The 17084-nt window shown below is 39.4% G+C and carries 14 protein-coding genes; 5 read left to right on the forward strand and 9 right to left on the reverse strand.

Annotation, left to right across the window (positions count from 1 at the left end; genetic code table 11):
• Window positions 1–219 precede the first annotated feature (219 nt).
• Entirely contained in the window at window positions 220–675 is a 456-nt protein-coding gene (gene dut / locus DC083_RS07765; protein ID WP_109189636.1) for a dUTP diphosphatase, read from the reverse strand.
• Between the two features lie 384 nt (window positions 676–1059).
• Complete coding sequence (locus tag DC083_RS07770) at window positions 1060–2025, reverse strand: NAD-dependent epimerase/dehydratase family protein (RefSeq protein ID WP_109189637.1); 966 nt, start codon at window positions 2023–2025, stop codon at window positions 1060–1062.
• Window positions 2026–2426: 401 nt separating this feature from the next.
• On the opposite strand from DC083_RS07770, the gene glmM reads away from it, so the two are divergent.
• The 4 genes from glmM to DC083_RS07790 all read left to right on the forward strand — a co-directional run bounded on the left by glmM (window position 2427) and on the right by DC083_RS07790 (window position 7630).
• Window positions 2427–3752, forward strand: a complete 1326-nt coding sequence (gene glmM, locus DC083_RS07775; RefSeq protein WP_189364547.1) for a phosphoglucosamine mutase — start codon at window positions 2427–2429, stop codon at window positions 3750–3752.
• A 370-nt stretch (window positions 3753–4122) separates the two neighbouring features.
• On the forward strand, window positions 4123–4815 hold the full coding sequence (locus tag DC083_RS07780; protein ID WP_109189639.1) for a response regulator: 693 nt from the start codon (window positions 4123–4125) through the stop codon (window positions 4813–4815).
• A 184-nt stretch (window positions 4816–4999) separates the two neighbouring features.
• Window positions 5000–6289 carry a phosphate regulon sensor histidine kinase PhoR gene (phoR, locus tag DC083_RS07785; RefSeq protein WP_157954906.1) on the forward strand — a complete coding sequence of 430 codons (1290 nt, stop codon included), beginning with the start codon at window positions 5000–5002 and terminating at the stop codon, window positions 6287–6289.
• Between the two features lie 255 nt (window positions 6290–6544).
• Entirely contained in the window at window positions 6545–7630 is a 1086-nt protein-coding gene (locus tag DC083_RS07790) for an NADH:flavin oxidoreductase/NADH oxidase (protein WP_109189641.1), read from the forward strand.
• 155 nt (window positions 7631–7785) lie between these two features.
• Here the strand turns inward: DC083_RS07790 and phoU are convergent, their stop codons facing one another.
• The 7 genes from phoU to DC083_RS07825 all read right to left on the reverse strand — a co-directional run bounded on the left by phoU (window position 7786) and on the right by DC083_RS07825 (window position 15547).
• Window positions 7786–8514: a phosphate signaling complex protein PhoU gene (gene phoU / locus DC083_RS07795; RefSeq protein WP_109189642.1), complete on the reverse strand. Its 729-nt coding sequence runs from the start codon at window positions 8512–8514 to the stop codon at window positions 7786–7788.
• Window positions 8515–8682: 168 nt separating this feature from the next.
• Window positions 8683–9537, reverse strand: coding sequence for a phosphate ABC transporter ATP-binding protein PstB (gene pstB, locus DC083_RS07800; protein WP_109189643.1), 855 nt, complete (start codon window positions 9535–9537; stop codon window positions 8683–8685).
• Window positions 9538–9707: 170 nt separating this feature from the next.
• Window positions 9708–10625: a phosphate ABC transporter permease PstA gene (gene pstA / locus DC083_RS07805; RefSeq protein WP_051396232.1), complete on the reverse strand. Its 918-nt coding sequence runs from the start codon at window positions 10623–10625 to the stop codon at window positions 9708–9710.
• Entirely contained in the window at window positions 10625–11560 is a 936-nt protein-coding gene (gene pstC / locus DC083_RS07810) for a phosphate ABC transporter permease PstC (protein WP_109189644.1), read from the reverse strand. The genes pstA and pstC overlap by 1 nt, the downstream gene beginning before the upstream one ends.
• 400 nt (window positions 11561–11960) lie before the next feature.
• Window positions 11961–13001, reverse strand: a complete 1041-nt coding sequence (gene pstS, locus DC083_RS07815; RefSeq protein ID WP_109189645.1) for a phosphate ABC transporter substrate-binding protein PstS — start codon at window positions 12999–13001, stop codon at window positions 11961–11963.
• A gap of 585 nt (window positions 13002–13586) precedes the next feature.
• Window positions 13587–14093, reverse strand: a complete 507-nt coding sequence (tpx, locus tag DC083_RS07820; RefSeq protein WP_109189646.1) for a thiol peroxidase — start codon at window positions 14091–14093, stop codon at window positions 13587–13589.
• A 392-nt stretch (window positions 14094–14485) separates the two neighbouring features.
• Window positions 14486–15547: a PTS sugar transporter subunit IIC gene (locus DC083_RS07825; protein ID WP_229822300.1), complete on the reverse strand. Its 1062-nt coding sequence runs from the start codon at window positions 15545–15547 to the stop codon at window positions 14486–14488.
• Window positions 15548–15802: 255 nt separating this feature from the next.
• On the opposite strand from DC083_RS07825, the gene DC083_RS07830 reads away from it, so the two are divergent.
• A complete protein-coding gene (locus DC083_RS07830) occupies window positions 15803–16975 on the forward strand; it encodes a M20 aminoacylase family protein (RefSeq protein WP_275667361.1) in 1173 nt (390 codons plus the stop codon).
• Window positions 16976–17084 lie beyond the last annotated feature (109 nt).

Raw genomic sequence — 17084 nt, forward strand, 5'->3', positions numbered from 1 at the left:
TAGTTTCACGAATATTGAAGTAAAGTAATAAAAATACAATTTACCTGCTATTTTCTTCATTAAATCCAAATCAGAATCCTCCTTAACATACTTATCCAAATCTTAATGAGAATTCTGATTTACATTCTTGTCAGGATAATAAAAAAGGATCCAATCGAATTGCTTCAATGGATCCTCTGTAATGCGATTAGAATCAATAGATTCTAATATCAATGCGCATTAATGGCGACCCGTATGACCAAAGCCCCCTTCACCGCGTTCGCTCTCTTCAAATTCATCTACAAGATTTAAAGTTGCTTGCATTACCGGCACAATAATAAGCTGCGCCATACGCTCACCTACTTTAAGCGTGAAATCTTCTTTGCCACGATTCCATAAGCAAACCATTAATTCACCCTGATAATCAGCATCAATCAAACCCACTAAATTCCCTAAAACAATTCCATGCTTCACACCTAAACCTGAACGTGGAAGCACCATGGCCGCATAGCGAGGATCTTTAAGATAGATAGCAATCCCTGTTTTTACGAACAGACTATCACCGGCTTTAATGACGGTGTCTTCTGTAATCATTGCCCGCAGATCTAACCCTGCTGAACCTGCCGTTGCATAGTTAGGTAATGGAAACTCTTTCCCTATACGCGCATCTAAAATCTTAAAATCAACCTGTAACATCCTATTTTCTCCTAATTCGCTAATCCTATTAGCTTTTTACTTTTATTGCACCATTAACGACTATTTCAATAATCGTCCAATAATCCTTGTTGCAAAAAAGCAAGCTAATGAGATCTTTTCTTATTCGCTAGAGTATCTCACAAGCTTGCTCTTATCTTTGTGTAGAAAGTCATCAATTGTCGACATTTAAATATAAACTATTCGACAATAACTAATACCTTATTGATCTATATGGATTTTTTAAAACACCCGAGCTGAATTTTAATTTTTTATCATTTCGCTCTGATTATTTATATTTTTTATAATTATACGTTGATCATCACTCTGGTGATCAATTGGTAACTGCCTTTTTTAGCTATATTTATGATAGTGATAACCTTAGAATTACGACAATTTTGTTGAACGACGCGCATTCAAACGATCGTAATAATATTTGTCTAACACAGTTGTCGGCATCTCAAATTGACGTACTGATTCATAACTAGCCGGCGTTAATCCTAACACTGCAAAATCATCTCGCTTCGTTACTGAAGGGGTTTTTGAAGTTTTGATTAAGTTACGGCTATAAGGGAATCGTGGCATAAATCCGATAAAAAATGCGATCAACGCCGCAAAACTATTGGGAAAACCGATAATAGTCCGTTTTTTCGGGGTAATCTCTTTCGCGACTTTCTGTGCAATCTCTTTGAGTGTATAAGTCTCTTTACCTGCTAATTCAAAGCGTGTCTGCTCATAATCGTTGGCCAAAATTTGTAATACTGCATCTAAAATATCATTCACAAATACCGGCTGTACCTCTGCTTTCGCCATAGGTAAAAAGAGAATCGGCATTGTACGAACCCATCGGGCAATATGATAGGTAAAGCGATCTTCATAACCCACCACAAGTGAAGGCGCAATCACCGCTAATTCTGTTGTGTGATTTTTGGCTAAATCAATGAGTGCAGCTTCCCCTTCTCCTTTGGTAGAAAGGAATGTGCCGGGGGCATCTTTACTTGCACCTAATGCACTAAAGTGAATCATCTTCTTCACACCAAGATCATTCGCAATTTCATAAATTTTAGTAGGATATGTAACATGCGCCTTAGTTGCACGACGACGATTATTATCGAGTGTTCCTACAAGATTGATCACATAATCAGAACCAGCCATATGATGACGAATTAAAGCTTCATCTTCTAATTTGCACTGATCAATAAATTCCACATAGGAATAACATGAAGCATCATTTTGTACATTAGGATCTCGTGAAAACACAGTGACACGATAACCATTTTTGGCCAATGCAACACTCAAAAGAGAACCAATAAATCCGGTGCCGCCGAAGATACTCACTTTTTTTCTATTCATCTCTGCTCCTGAATTAAAATAGCTACATAATTCTCTGAGTATAACAAATTCCCAATCATCATAGGACCTATTTTCATGATAAAAGATGAATATGATTATCAGCTATCATTATGAGATAGCACCAATAGATATCCAATAGATATCCAATAGTGATAAATCTTGAATACATTGAATTCCTACTATCTATCTTCATACGTAATCTTGAGCCGTATCAAATAACAGATTCATATTTTTCTCTATTTGTGCAAAATAATCTCAGATAGTATAAAGATCTCTTTGATTTGTCATCAAATAGCGTAAAATGCCGACATTATAAATGTTTAAATATTTAAATAAATTCAGTAAATCTATAAACTAGATATCACCCACAAGAAAGTGATAGAAAATCATAAAAGGATTGAATGATGAGAAAATATTTTGGAACCGATGGGATTCGAGGAAAAGTCGGGGAATTCCCATTAACACCTGATTTTGCCCTCAAATTAGGGTTTGCCGCAGGTAAAGCTTTAGCGGAACAACATCCTAAAGCCACTGTCTTGATCGGAAAAGATACGCGTCTTTCTGGGGATATGTTTGAAACAGCCTTAGCAGCAGGATTAAACTATGCCGGCGTTGATGTTCTCCTTGCAGGTATTTTACCAACCCCCGGAATTGCCCATTTAGTGATTAAGCATCAATTTTCTGCCGGAATTGTTGTATCTGCTTCTCATAATCCCTTTTATGATAATGGCATTAAGTTTTTCAGTAAAAAAGGGGAAAAACTCGATGATACGTTAGAATCACATATCGAAGCATTGATTGATATGCCAATGACCATGCCAGACAATGGTTCTATTGGCAGAACACAATATTTTGTAGATGGTGTTGCTGAATATATCGATTTTTGCCGAGCTAGTGCCGATAATCTCGATCTTTCAGGATTAAACATTGTTCTCGATTGTGCCCATGGTGCCACCTATGAAGTAGCGCCAACATTATTTAAACGATTAGGAGCCAACATCATCACTATCGGTACAGAACCCAACGGTACCAATATTAATGATCATGTGGGCTCAACTGCGCCGGCAACCTTAATCGAAACGGTATTAACTCAAAAAGCAGATTGTGGTATTGCTTTTGATGGTGATGGGGATCGATTGCTTATTGTCGATCATCAAGGCCGTCCATTTGATGGTGATGATATCCTCTATCTCCTTGCGATCGCAAAAAAAGAGAAGCGCGTTGTGGGGACTATTATGAGTAATCTTGGTTTTGAGCAAGCGCTGAAAAAAGCCGGCATTGAATTACTTCGCTCAAAAGTAGGTGATCGCTATGTCCTTGAGATGCTCAACGAAGAGAATCTCACGATTGGTGGCGAAAATTCAGGTCATATTCTCTGCTTAGATCAACATTCTACCGGCGATGGCATTATTGCTGCGCTCCAAACATTACTATTTAGTCAAAAACTCGGTAAAAGCTTTGCCGAGATTCGCGATGAGATCCCTAAGACTGTACAAGTCATGCATAATGTTCGTATTGAAAAAGGCGCACTTTGGGAAAGCGATGCTCTCAAACAAGAGATCGCTGTTATCGATACCCTGCTTGCAGGCAAAGGCCGTATTCTCATCCGCCCTTCTGGGACTGAGCCTGTAGTGCGCATTATGGTGGAAAGTAGCGATCAAAATGAATGTGAGATCTATGTTGAACGTCTTAAAAAGGTGTTATTAGAAAATATGGTGCTTGCATAAATAATCCTAGCGTTATCTAGTGTGATTAAACAGGTCAAACATCATCGATTAACTCTTTTCCAAACTTGTAAATTATCATAAAGCCCCGGATCACTCTAGATGATTCTGGGGCTTTACTCTATCTAGTGCTTTTTTAGTTTTTTGATTTCAATATTTACGACTCTTCATCAATAATTCCCAAGGAAGATCAACGAACATCAAAGAATGAAAATTAACCGACTCTATGACAAGAATATGACAAAATATCAGTCAAACACTAGTTTTGTTACACAATTGTCATAATTCAATTTTACACTTGAAGCCATCTATTACAGCTGTATGACAAAATCAGATGGCAATTGATAATCACGAAATATATGTTGAGAGCACTATGAAGAAAATTTTGATCGTTGAAGATGAACTTCCTATTTCAGAAATGATTGAACACTTTTTAACCAGCGAGGGATTCGATGTATCCCAAGCCTTCGATGGCCTTGAGGCGAAAGAGATTCTCAATTCTCAAAAGAAAATCGATCTCATCCTCCTCGATTGGATGCTTCCTAAAAAATCCGGTATTGATCTTCTTAAAGAACTCAAAGATAGCCGTAAAAACCGTCATATTCCTGTGATTATGCTCAGTGCCCGCGCAGAATTAGAAGACCGATTAGAAGGACTGGATTCTGGCGCAGATGATTATCTCCCCAAACCTTTTGCCATGAAAGAGCTCCTCTCTCGAGTCAACTCCCTCATTCGCCGTATTGAAGAGTATATCCCTGAAGAGAATCAGATTATTGAAATCTCCGGCATTGAGCTTGATCTTGATGCGCAGCGTATTGTCATCGAAGGGCAGCCCCTGAATGTCAGCACGATTGAATTTCGCTTACTAGCTTTCTTTATGACTCACTTAGATCGGGTATATAGCCGGGCAAAACTGCTCGATCATGTATGGGGAATTGATAGCTATGTGGATGAACGAACAGTGGATGTGACAATTGGTCGATTACGGAAAATATTAGAACAAACAGGACATCATAAGTTATTACAAACTGTTCGGGGCGAAGGCTATCGTTTTTCACCCTCATAACCTACTTTATAGTTAATATAAGTATCATTTCATACTAGATAACCAATCTCATATCGAGAATGATCCATTCCCCTTTATTTCAATCTGCCTATTAAATATTCATAATGACGATGATTCAAACATTTCCCATCGTTTTCCATTATCTTATAGGCAATATTTAATATTCATGAGGAAAGATGCTTACATGCTAGGCCATATCTCCATAAAACACTTTATTTTAGAACTCCTGTTCGCTGCATTACCGGCAATTTTGCTCTCATTTATTGTTGGACATCTTTTCCTTTGGCTCTTTCTTGCAACCTTACTCCTCTTGATATGGCATTATCGGCAAGCCTACCGGCTTTCTCATTGGATTTGGGTGGATCATAATATCTATCCACCGGAAGGAAGAGGTGTTTGGCTGCGAATATTTCATGGTTTACGGCGTATGCGTCTTGACCAACGAAAAGAGCGAAATCAACTACTTGAATTTATTAAGTACTTTCGCAAAGGTGCAGAATCAATGCCGGATGCTACCATTCTTTGTGATAAAGATGGCCGGTTAAACTGGTGTAACCCACAAGCAGAAACGATGCTTAAGCTCCGTTGGCCTCAAGATGAGGGACAAAATATTTTTAATCTTATTCGTAAACCGGATATTGTCGAATACTTTAAGAAAGGGGATTTTGATCAACCCTTTCTATTAAAACATGATCAACGTGAATTAGAGTGCCGCTTTTACTATCCCTATATCGAAAATAACTTACTGATTATCATTCGAGATATTACGGATCGACAGATCGCAGAACGCACTCGGCAGATGTTTTTTGCTAACGTCAATCATGAGTTACGGGTACCGCTGACTGTGCTTAAAGGCTATGTTGAAATGCTTGAAAATAATCTTTCTGATGAAGAGAAAGATACTTTTGAGGGAAAAGCACTCTTACGAATGGAAGAGCAAGTCGATCGGCTACATGCACTTGTCATTCAGCTAATGGCACTCACTCGCTTAGAAACAGCCCCTAAAGAAGATCAATTTACGACCTTTAACTTTTCTGCCCTACTGACTTCAATCATCGAAGATTATCAACAAAATCATCCTACAACACGCACTTATATCACAAGTAATATTGCCCCCAATATTGAAGTTTGGGGCAATTTGGAGCAATTACGACAAGTCGTCAGTAATCTCTTCTATAACGCAATTGAGCATAACCCACCTGAAACACCGATTCATATCTCACTAACAGAACAGAATAAAAAAGTACAATTCACCATCGAAGATCAAGGTGCCGGCATTCCTGCTGTACATCTTCACAAACTTACAGAGCGTTTCTATCGAGTAGATTCCTCCCGTAACCGCAACCAATCCGGCGGTAGTGGCTTAGGGCTTGCCATCGTCAAACACGCACTGAACAACCATGACAGTCAACTACAAGTCAGTAGTGAAGTAGGTAAAGGCACGAAGTTTGGGTTTGTATTAATGAGGAGTTGATGAGGAGTTGTAATAATATTTGGTTCAAAGTAAGCTTATTCAAATACCGGCGCATCAGTTGTAAAAAGTAAGGAAGCTGTTCCATCCGGCATCTTGCAAGTGTTGTTTAGTACGGTTTTATGTTCTTTTATAAATCATGCCAATAAATAGATTGAATCAGCCCTTTACAAAAAACAACTTGTATTGACACTCCCCGCGTTACCATAATATATCCATTTATATTTTGATATAGATCAACGCAAAGAGGAGCATACTATGAGTCAACTATTTTCACCTTATCAACTAGGGGCTTTGCAACTTGAAAACCGTCTCGTAATTCCGCCAATGTGTCAATATGCAGCGATAGAAGGTATTCCTTCTGCTTGGCATTCAATGCACTATGGCTCTTTAGCACAATCAGGGGCTTCTCTCTTAATTGTGGAAGCAACTGCGGTATTACCTGAGGGTCGAATTTCTTCTGCTGATTTAGGGATTTGGAATGATGAACAGGAAGCTGGATTTAAATCCTTGCTATCAGAAATCAAAGAGTATTCTCCTATTAAAATGGGGATTCAGTTAGCTCATGCAGGTCGAAAAGCCTCGACCGATATTCCTTGGAAAACAGATCGACAATTATCGATTGCCGAAGGTGGCTGGCAGACTGTCGCACCTTCTGCTCTCCCCTTTAATATCGATGATGCGACTCCAAAGGCATTAACAGAGGCAGAAATTGCTGACCGCGTTGAAGGTTTTGTTGAAGCGGCTCTTCGCTCGGAACGTGCTGGATTTGAATTATTAGAACTTCATGCTGCACATGGTTATCTATTACATGAATTCCTCTCTCCACTTTCCAATCAACGTACAGATCGTTATGGCGGCAGTTTTGAGAACCGTATTCGTTTTCTTATGGAAGTCTTTACTGCTATACGGGAGAAAGTATCTCCTAAAGTGGCTGTCGGTGTTCGTATCTCTGCAACCGATTGGGTCGAGGGCGGCTGGAATTTAGAAGAATCGATTGAATTAACTCGACAATTAAAAGCAAAAGGGGCTGATTTTATCCATGTCTCCACCGGCGCGCTCTCATTAGAACAACAAATCCCAGCCAAACCGCTCTATCAAGTACCTTTTGCTGAAGCGATTAAACAAAAAACTGACCTTACCACAATTGCCGTTGGTTTAATTACTACAGCACAAGAAGCAGAATCAGTAATCGCCGAGAAGAGAGCAGATCTTGTTGCCATTGGCCGAGGAATGTTACTCAATCCACGTTGGGGCTGGATTGCAGCTCATCAGTTAGGGGAAGAGGTCGTTACAAACCCTCGATATAATGCGATTCATTCAATATTGCGTCATTCAAAGTAATCTATAATAAATATTTCAAATGAATAGATAGAGCATTGAATACGATAGATAGATTACTTAATTAATTGATTATTCGATTAATTGATGAAGAATCATAAAAATCAATAAAAAAACCTCAGCTAAAAAACTGAGGTTTTGATCTACCCACTGAAATTTTACAACGCTTTCTTATCACGATTTTCAAGTAAAGCTTCTAAACGTGCATTCTTCTGAACGCGAATATCAACGCCTTTGACGAAGTAGATAATAAATTCGCAGATATTTTGGCAACGATCCCCAATCCGCTCTAAAGAACGAGCACATTGCATTGCGCTTAATACGGAGGGAATCGTGCGACCATCTTCCATCATATAGGTCATTAATTGACGGATAACATTATCATATTCCCCATCAATGCGATCATCTTCAGGATAGATCTCTAATACCGCTTCAAAATCCATACGCGCAAAGGCATCGAGTACTTTTTCAAAGAAACGTAGACTGCGATTTGCTAATGATTCAAGCGATACTAAGATCGACGCGTGATTTTCTGGTAATGGTGTAAACGCCATTTTAGCAATATTACGCGCACTATCGGCGATACGCTCAAGTTCGGCAATTGTTTTGATAATAACGATTAAAAGACGCAGGTCGCTTGCGGTCGGTTGGCGTTTAGCAATGATCATAATGCAGAGCTCATTAATCTCTACTTCTAATTCATTAATCACTTCATCCCGCGCAATAATCTCTTTCGCAAGTACTTCATCTTGCGTGATCATCGCTTTAATAGAATCTTGGATTTGACGCTCAGTCAATCCCCCCATCTCTAATACTTTGCTCATTGAGCGCTCAAGCTCTGCATTAAATTGTGCAGAGATATGGCTATTAAAATCTAATTTTTTCATCTCTAATTACCTATGAACCCATAAAATTGGGAAGATCACCAAAACCGATCCTGTTTAATTAGACATCTTATTTTGGCGATCTTCAATCATTGTGTACCTTTATTACAATCGGTTGTATCCCGATCTAGTCGCTTCTCAAGTATTTCTTAATAATGCTTTAAAAATAGCTTAACCATAACGGCCAGTAATATAATCTTCTGTCTGCTTATGATTCGGTTTAGTGAAAATCGTATCAGTATCATCAAACTCAATTAGGTCACCAAGATACATAAAGGCGGTTTTATCTGAACAACGAGCCGCTTGTTGCATATTATGGGTTACCATCACAATGGTATAATCTTCTTTTAATTCAAAGATTAACTCTTCAATTTTCCCCGTTGAAATCGGGTCAAGTGCCGAACAAGGTTCATCCATTAGCAAAATTTCAGGACGAATCGCAATTGCACGTGCAATACTCAAACGTTGCTGCTGACCACCGGAAAGATTCGTTCCTTGATCGTGTAATTTATCTTTGGTTTCACTCCAAAGCGCCGCTTTCGTCAATGCCCACTCTACCCGCGCATCCATATCCGCACGTGAAAGGTTTTCAAAGAGCTTTACACCAAAAGCAATATTGTCATAAATGGTCATCGGAAATGGTGTAGGCTTCTGGAAAACCATCCCCACATTCGCTCTTAATAGCGCCACATCTTGCTTGCTCGTTAAGATATTTTCATTATTAATGAGAATCTCCCCTTCAGCACGTTGCTCCGGATAGAGTTCAAACATTTTATTAAATGTCCGAAGTAGCGTTGATTTACCACAACCCGAGGGGCCAATAAATGCGGTTACTTGATTCTCTGGGATATCTAACGTGATATTGTGTAGCGCGTGAAATTTTTGGTAATAGAAATTCAAATTACGCACACTAATCTTCGCTGCGTGTTCTTTCTTCTCTACCGGCGCTTTATTGCTTGCCGCTATAAATGGATCGTGCGCAGCATTATCAATGTGATCGGCATTGGTTTTATTATCTAAATTCATTCTACTATTCCTACTAGAGTTTGAGTATCCTCTCGCGACATTCGAGGGAATAAGCGGTTTTAGTGTAAACAATCAATATGACAGAATGATGACAAAATAAGCATCTCATCTCTATCAAAACTCTCCTCTCCTGCCATCTTGATTGTTTTATATCTATTTTTCCTGAGTTATTAATCGTTTTTCGTATTGGACTTAAAGAAGACCCGAACGATAATATTGAGTAACAAGATCGCCATTGTGATAAAGAATACCCCTGACCACGCAAGTGCTTGCAAGTTACTATCTGGCGTCATTGCAAAGTTGTAGATTGTAACCGGTAAACTTGCCATTGGCTCCATCACATTCGTGCTCCAGAATTGATTAGAGAGCGTTGTGAAGAGTAACGGTGCGGTTTCCCCTGAAATTCGAGCAATCGCTAATAGAATCCCTGTAACAATTCCTGATAGAGATGACTTCAAGGTAATCCGTAGAATAATCTTCCATTTAGGTGTTCCAAGGGCATACGCGGCTTCCCGAAGTGTATTCGGTACGAGCAGTAACATATTCTCTGTAGTACGAATCACAATAGGGATCTGAATCAGAGCCAAAGCAATAATCCCGGCAAGTGCTGAATAGTGCCCCATTCGAACGACCACAACAGTATAGACAAAGAGACCAATCACGATAGAGGGTGCTGATAAGAGGATATCGTTGATAAAACGAATAACCGCTGAGAGCTTCCCTTCGGCATTATATTCTGCCAGATAGATCCCGGCCAAAATCCCTAAAGGTGTTCCGATTACAGTTGCCCAGAGAATTAAAATTCCACTTCCCACAATCGCATTGAGTAAACCGCCGCCTTCACTATTCGGTGGTGGTGTCATTTCGGTGAAGAATTGCAGAGAGATGCCCCCCATTCCTTTTGTTGCAGTGGTCCATAAAATCCAGATTAACCAGAAGAGACCAAAAGCCATCGCAATGAGCGATAAGGTAATGGCGAATTTATTGATATATTTCCGGCGTTGTTGCTTTTTCTTGCGTGCTTCAATCACAGCAGTGCGTTCTGCTTGCGTCATCGTTGCTTGTCGAATGTTATTAGAAGAGCTCATTATGCACGCTCCTGTTTCATAAAGAGTTTAGAGATCGCTAAGACGATAAAAGTAATAATAAAGAGCAGTAGACCTAACTCCATCAAGGCTGCTGTATGTAATTCACTTGACGCTTCTGCAAATTCATTCGCAAGGGATGACGTAATACTATTGCCTGGTGCAAAGAGTGAGAAGCTATCAAATTGATAGGTATTCCCTATTACGAATGTGACCGCCATCGTTTCTCCTAGTGCGCGCCCAAGTCCAAGCATTACGCCACCGAATACCCCTTTTTTGGTATAAGGTAGAATCACTTTCCAGATCACTTCCCAAGTGGTTGCACCTAAACCGTAGGCCGATTCTTTCATAATTCTCGGCGTTCTCTCAAATACATCACGCATTACAGAGGCAATGTAAGGGATAATCATAATTGCTAAAATAATCCCGGCAGTTAAGATACCGATCCCGAAAGCAGGTCCTGCAAAGAGCTCTTTCAGAAATGGAATATCTTTACTAAATGATTCTAATGGACGTTGGAAATATTTTGCAAAGAGTGGCGCAAATACAAAAAGTCCCCACATACCGTACACGATACTTGGGATCGCTGCTAATAATTCAACTGCAACACCAATTGGGCGACGCAACCAAGGGGGAGCTAATTCTGTCAAAAATATGGCAATTCCGAAGCTCACCGGTACCGCAATCACAAGTGCAATCACAGAGGTAATAATCGTTCCATAGATTGGTACTAAAGCACCAAATTGATCCATTGGCGCATCCCACTCTTTATTCCAGAGGAAGCTAAAACCAAATTCTTTGATACTCGGCATTGAAGCAATAATAAGGGACAACATAATGCCGGTTAAGAGGATTAAAACAAATATCGCTGAGGATTTTACACTAATGGCAAAAATCTTATCAGGAATAGGCGACTGAGGATTCTTTATCGTTTTCATCGAGTCTCTTCTTTAGATTCTTTAAGGTTGATCGTTGACTGATCGTTTTGAGTAACATTTTTGAGTAACTTTACTGCCTTGCTCTACGGCTCTATCTTATTCCTCTGAGAAGAAATAGCTATGCGGTAGATCAAGTGATAAATAGATAACTAATTCAAATATTCATTCAAACATTATTTTGTAGTTTTATTTCTAGCTCTACATTTATGCATTTCTAAAAATTCAATATCATAAACCAATTTACAACAATATAAATGATAAATTGATATTGAAGACGAAAACCCAATCATAATAATTCATTCTATGATTGGGTTTTCTTTGTTTAACTACAACTCTCTGAGAAGGATTGATATTGAATCATTCTAATCATCGAGTATTGAACCGTTATCAATCTATCAACTTATTGAAGATTAAAATCTTTTTTAAGTGTCGTTTGGATGATTTCTACAACATTTTCTGGTAGTGGTGCATAATCAAGACCGATAACGATCTCTTGACCTTGTTTACCATAACCCCAGTTGAAGAAGTTTACGATCTCTTTAGTAATCACTGGATCTTTTTGCTCTTTGTGAAGTAACACGAATGTTGTAGACGCTAAAGGCCACGCATTTTTACCTGGTTTGTCAGTCATATCTTGTACGAAAGACTCATTCCATTTAACTTCTTTAGCGGCAGCACTGAATGACTCAATACCTGGGCTCACGATTTCGCCATCTTTAGAGACTAATTTTGTGTAGCTTAAGTTATTTTGTTTTGCGTAAGCATACTCAACATAACCGATTGAACCTTCGATACGTTGAACGAATGCTGTAACACCATCATTCCCTTTACCACCGATACCAACAGGCCAGTTTACAGTTGAACCGCTACCTACTTTCTCTTTCCACTCGTTATTTACTTTTGCAAGGTAACCTGTGAAGATGAATGAAGTACCTGAACCATCTGCACGACGAACAACAGAGATATCTTGGTTAGGAAGTGTTAATGAAGGGTTTAATTTAGCGATTGCTGGATCATTCCATTTCTTGATTTTACCAAGATAGATGTCACCTAACGTTTCACCGTCTAAGACTAATTCGTTTGTTTTGATACCATCAACATTGATTGCTAATACAACACCGCCGATAACCGTTGGGAATTGGATTAAACCTTTCTCTTTAAGTTGCTCTTCAGAGAGGGGCGCATCTGTTGCACCAAAATCTACTGTACCCGCTTCGATCTGTTTAACACCTGCAGATGAACCAATTGATTGGTAGTTAATACGATTACCAGTCTCTTTTGCATATTCAGCAGCCCATTTGGCATACACTGGTGCTGGGAAAGAAGCACCCGCTCCGGTAACTGTTACAGGGTTTTGCGCCATTGCGCCTGTTGCACTTACTGCAACACCAAAAGCGACTGCAGCAGTTAATTTTGCGATGTTGTTCTTTAAAGTTTTCATATAGAAACGCTCCTAAGTGTACAAAATAAAAGTTTATGATTTAAGGAGACGGGGTAGATTTTGTGACTTCATTCCCGCGACTGAAGACAGTATATAAATCGATTGTGACAATTCTGTAACAATTGCATCATATTTCTATGATTTACAACTTTTTACTACTAAAAACACCTATCAAACGAGCAATAGTCAGCTATTTGAGGGGATTTTATAGTAAATTTGGTTTAAGAAAGTATAAAACCTGACTCACCAACACTTGCAAGATGCCGGATAGAACGGCTTCCTTACTTATTACAGCTGATGCTCCGGCATTTCAATCAGCTTCTTTTGAACCGATCTTACTATAAAAAGAATGCTAAAGATAAAAATCTAAAATCAAAATCTGAAAACAATAGATCTATCATTCAAGAAAAAACCTGAAAAGAGGTTCTTTTCAGGTTCTTGTTGAACTAAATAGATTGTTGCTAGTCATAAATACTGTAATTAATACTATGATTACGATTGATCACTTAAGCATAGATCTTCAGCTGTGACATACATAATTAGGTTATGATTAAATCTGCGATTAAATCAGTACTTCAGCCGTCATTAAATTGCTTTCACCGCATTTAACGCCGCCTCATAATCAGGCTCAGTCGTCACTTCTTTGACATATTCCACATAGCGGATCACGTCATCTTGATCGATCACGACAACACCGCGGGCTAAGAGTGCGAGATTCTCAATTTCAAAGCCGTACTCAATCCCAAAATCGTGTGTTTGATAATCAGAGAGTAGCTGATTATGGGTAAGATTATTCTCCGTTACAAAACGCTTTTGCGCAAAAGGAAGATCTACAGAGATGGTCATCATTGCCACATTCTCTAGCTTTGCCACTTCCTCTTCAAAGCGCTTCGTTTGGATTGAGCAGACGCCTGTATCGATAGAGGGAACAACAGAGATCAATTTCACTTTGCCGGCAAAATCCGCTAATGTAACGGGCTTTAAACCATTATCTACTACCGTAAACTGTGGTGCTTTCTCTCCTACAACCGCTTCTGTTCCTAATAATGTAATAGGATTGCCGCCCATTGTAATACCTGTTCTATTTGACATATTGAAGCTCCTTTAATAAATGATGAAATTACAAAAGAAAATTGTGACAATGGAATGTGGGTAACACATTCCCTTTCGTTATAATACCACTGCTTGAATGGGTAAGCCCGATCTTCTTCGTTGTAGCGTCCATCCTTCTCATGATCCTCACAATTTTCTTCGTTGATCTATTTCTCTTCTTTTTGAAATGATAGTCAATTTATTTTAAGAAAAATGGTTTTAAGCAACTAGTACGCGATTCTAAAAGAAGATAAAACCTTACTAAACAACACTTGCAAGATGCCGGATAGAACAGCTTCCTTATTTATTACAACTGATGCGCCGGCATTGAAATAATGCTTATTTTGAAGCGACCTTACTCAACAAAATCATCATGTTTATAAAATAGCACTCTACTGATAATTAAGCGTTAAATCCCCATCCTGAATCCGATGCATCTTTCTTAATAAAGAAGCGAAGCCCCAAGCCAATAATGCCGGCAAGACAATATGGCAAAGCAGTACTGCAAAACCGACAGACCAAGAAAAGCCCATCGTCTCAAATGCCATAAATTGCCCCACAAAACCACTCGTTCCCATGCCGGCACCTGCAGGATTATTTTTCATATCAAACAGCAGAATGCCAATAGGAGCGACAATCATACCAGCCAATGTAGGAGGCAGTAAGATCCAAGGATTTTTGATGATATTGGCGATCTGTAACATTGAAGTGCCAATCCCTTGGGCAATAACAGCCCCAAAACTATTATCACGATAACTTATCGTGGCAAATCCGATCATCTGCGCACTACAACCAATGACCGCAGCGCCGGCAGCATAGCCCTCTAAGCCGAGCATAAAAGCAAGTGCCGCACTTGAGATCGGTGCAGTCAAAGCAAGCCCCATCACGAGTGCTACGATAATACTCATACTGAAAGGCTCTTGCGTAGTTGCCCAGTTAATCAACTGCCCTAAACGTTGCATCAGATGACTCACAGGAATACCAACAAGATGCGCTAAGCCATAACCTATCAGCAGCATTAAAAGTGGCATTAAGATGATATCGAGCCTAGTCACTTGATAGCATAATTTACTGATTTCTACGCTTAAAAGTACCGCGACATACGCACCGGCCGGCCCCCCTAATTGATTACCAATCGCCCCGACAAACAGTGCCGAAAAAAGAATTAGTGGCGGCGCTTGGAGACTACTTGCAATCGCAACCCCAATCGCACCCCCGACAATTTTACTATCCATCGCCAATTGACCAATATCCGTTAAAGTCGTAATTCCCAACTTATCGCCGATGGTTTTTAAAATCAGCCCAATTAAAAGCGATGAAAAAAGCCCTAATGCCATATAACTCAGGGCTTGAATAAAGTAAATTCGAGGCGAGAGGGAAACACCTTTCTTTGTTAAATAGCCTCGAATAGAATCAATAGCATACCCCTTCTGTTTCACATCATTCTTTTCCATCTCTCCGCCATCCTCACCCACAATAAATCATTATTAACGCTTTGATATAGCCATATTTTCAATCAATTGCATAAAATTGTCACAACTATTTTTAACAAAAAATGAGATATGCTATATACACATTTACATTTTTCCTGCTATTACTAAAAAAGTCGTGTTACTAAATTCAATCTACTGAATTAGATTAGATCAATTCAATTGAACAACGACCGATCAATAGATCATAACAATAAAAAATCAAAGGAGTGAATTATCATGTCGTTATTGCCGGGAATGCAGACGATTGCTGAAGAGATAACTAAAATTCGTCATTATCTACATCAACATCCAGAATTAGGATTTGAAGAAATCGAAACAAGTAATCTTGTAGCAGAGAAATTAACTGCTTGGGGCTATAAAGTGACTCGAGGTTTTGGTAAAACTGGGATGGTGGCACAACTCTCAACAGGGGATGGCCCGACTATTGGTTTACGTGCGGATATGGATGCACTACCCATTACTGAAGAGAATAACTTTTCCCATAAAAGTCAAAATCCTGGCAAAATGCATGCTTGTGGTCATGATGGACATACTTCAACCTTATTGGCTGCGGCACAATATCTTGCAGAGAATCCCCATTTTCAAGGGACGGTAAATCTCTATATCCAACCTGCTGAAGAAGGGCTTGGCGGTGCTAAAGCGATGATTGATGATGGTGCGCTACAGCAATTTCCATGTGATGCAATGTTTGGCTTTCATAATATGCCAGGATTTCCTGCCGGGCACTTTGGTTTTAAAGCAGGCTCCGCGATGGCCTCTTCTGATCGAGTGACTGTCACTATTACCGGTAAAGGTGGACATGGCGCAATGCCGCAATTCTCCATTGATCCGATTGTTATCGCCTCCTCTATCGTCATGAGCTTGCAAACAATCGTATCCCGCAATGTTGATCCTCTGAAAATGACGGTCATTTCAGTGGGTTCTATCCATGCAGGACAGACCTTTAACGTCATTCCCGAAACTGCCACGATGCAACTCTCTATTCGTAACCTTGATCCTGCAACACAAGATCAAGTAGAAACACGAGTTAAAGAGATTATTAATGGACAAGCCGCCAGTTTTGGTGCTTCGGCAGCGATTGATTATGTTCGTTCTTATCCTATTCTTTATAATCATGCCACAGAAACGGAGTTTGCGCAGAATGTGGCGCGTCAAGTATTAGGCGATGAGAAGATCATCGATGATTTTCCGGCAATGACAGCAAGTGAAGACTTCGCCTTTTTTGCGAATGAAGTGTCGGCGTGTTATCTCTTTGTAGGAAATGGCGATATCGGTACTTATAGTTGTTCTGTACATAATCCGAAATATGATTTTAACGATGCATTGATTCCCATTGTGGCTAATTATTGGGTGAATTTAGTCTACGCTTTTTGTCCCAAGCAGTCATAACAAGGTCGAAATTTCTTATAGAGCCTCTTATAGAGTGGTAGATAACAAAGGCTTTCATATAAGAAAGATCTTGTAGCTTCATACTGCTTCAGGCTGCTTAATCGCCCTA

This window comes from Ignatzschineria ureiclastica (assembly GCF_003121845.1).
In the GTDB taxonomy this organism is placed as follows: Bacteria; Pseudomonadota; Gammaproteobacteria; order Cardiobacteriales; family Wohlfahrtiimonadaceae; genus Ignatzschineria; species Ignatzschineria ureiclastica.

Coding starts and splice junctions, on each gene's coding strand:
- DC083_RS07780 (WP_109189639.1), top strand. CDS start 4,123: ATGAAGAAAATTTTGATCGTTGAAGATGAACTTCCTATTTCAGAAATG.
- pstA (WP_051396232.1), bottom strand. CDS start 10,625: ATGAGCTCTTCTAATAACATTCGACAAGCAACGATGACGCAAGCAGAA.
- pstC (WP_109189644.1), bottom strand. CDS start 11,560: ATGAAAACGATAAAGAATCCTCAGTCGCCTATTCCTGATAAGATTTTT.
- tpx (WP_109189646.1), bottom strand. CDS start 14,093: ATGTCAAATAGAACAGGTATTACAATGGGCGGCAATCCTATTACATTA.
- phoU (WP_109189642.1), bottom strand. CDS start 8,514: ATGAAAAAATTAGATTTTAATAGCCATATCTCTGCACAATTTAATGCA.
- DC083_RS07770 (WP_109189637.1), bottom strand. CDS start 2,025: ATGAATAGAAAAAAAGTGAGTATCTTCGGCGGCACCGGATTTATTGGT.
- pstB (WP_109189643.1), bottom strand. CDS start 9,537: ATGAATTTAGATAATAAAACCAATGCCGATCACATTGATAATGCTGCG.
- pstS (WP_109189645.1), bottom strand. CDS start 13,001: ATGAAAACTTTAAAGAACAACATCGCAAAATTAACTGCTGCAGTCGCT.
- DC083_RS07825 (WP_229822300.1), bottom strand. CDS start 15,547: ATGGAAAAGAATGATGTGAAACAGAAGGGGTATGCTATTGATTCTATT.
- glmM (WP_189364547.1), top strand. CDS start 2,427: ATGATGAGAAAATATTTTGGAACCGATGGGATTCGAGGAAAAGTCGGG.
- dut (WP_109189636.1), bottom strand. CDS start 675: ATGTTACAGGTTGATTTTAAGATTTTAGATGCGCGTATAGGGAAAGAG.
- DC083_RS07830 (WP_275667361.1), top strand. CDS start 15,803: ATGTCGTTATTGCCGGGAATGCAGACGATTGCTGAAGAGATAACTAAA.
- DC083_RS07790 (WP_109189641.1), top strand. CDS start 6,545: ATGAGTCAACTATTTTCACCTTATCAACTAGGGGCTTTGCAACTTGAA.
- phoR (WP_157954906.1), top strand. CDS start 5,000: ATGCTAGGCCATATCTCCATAAAACACTTTATTTTAGAACTCCTGTTC.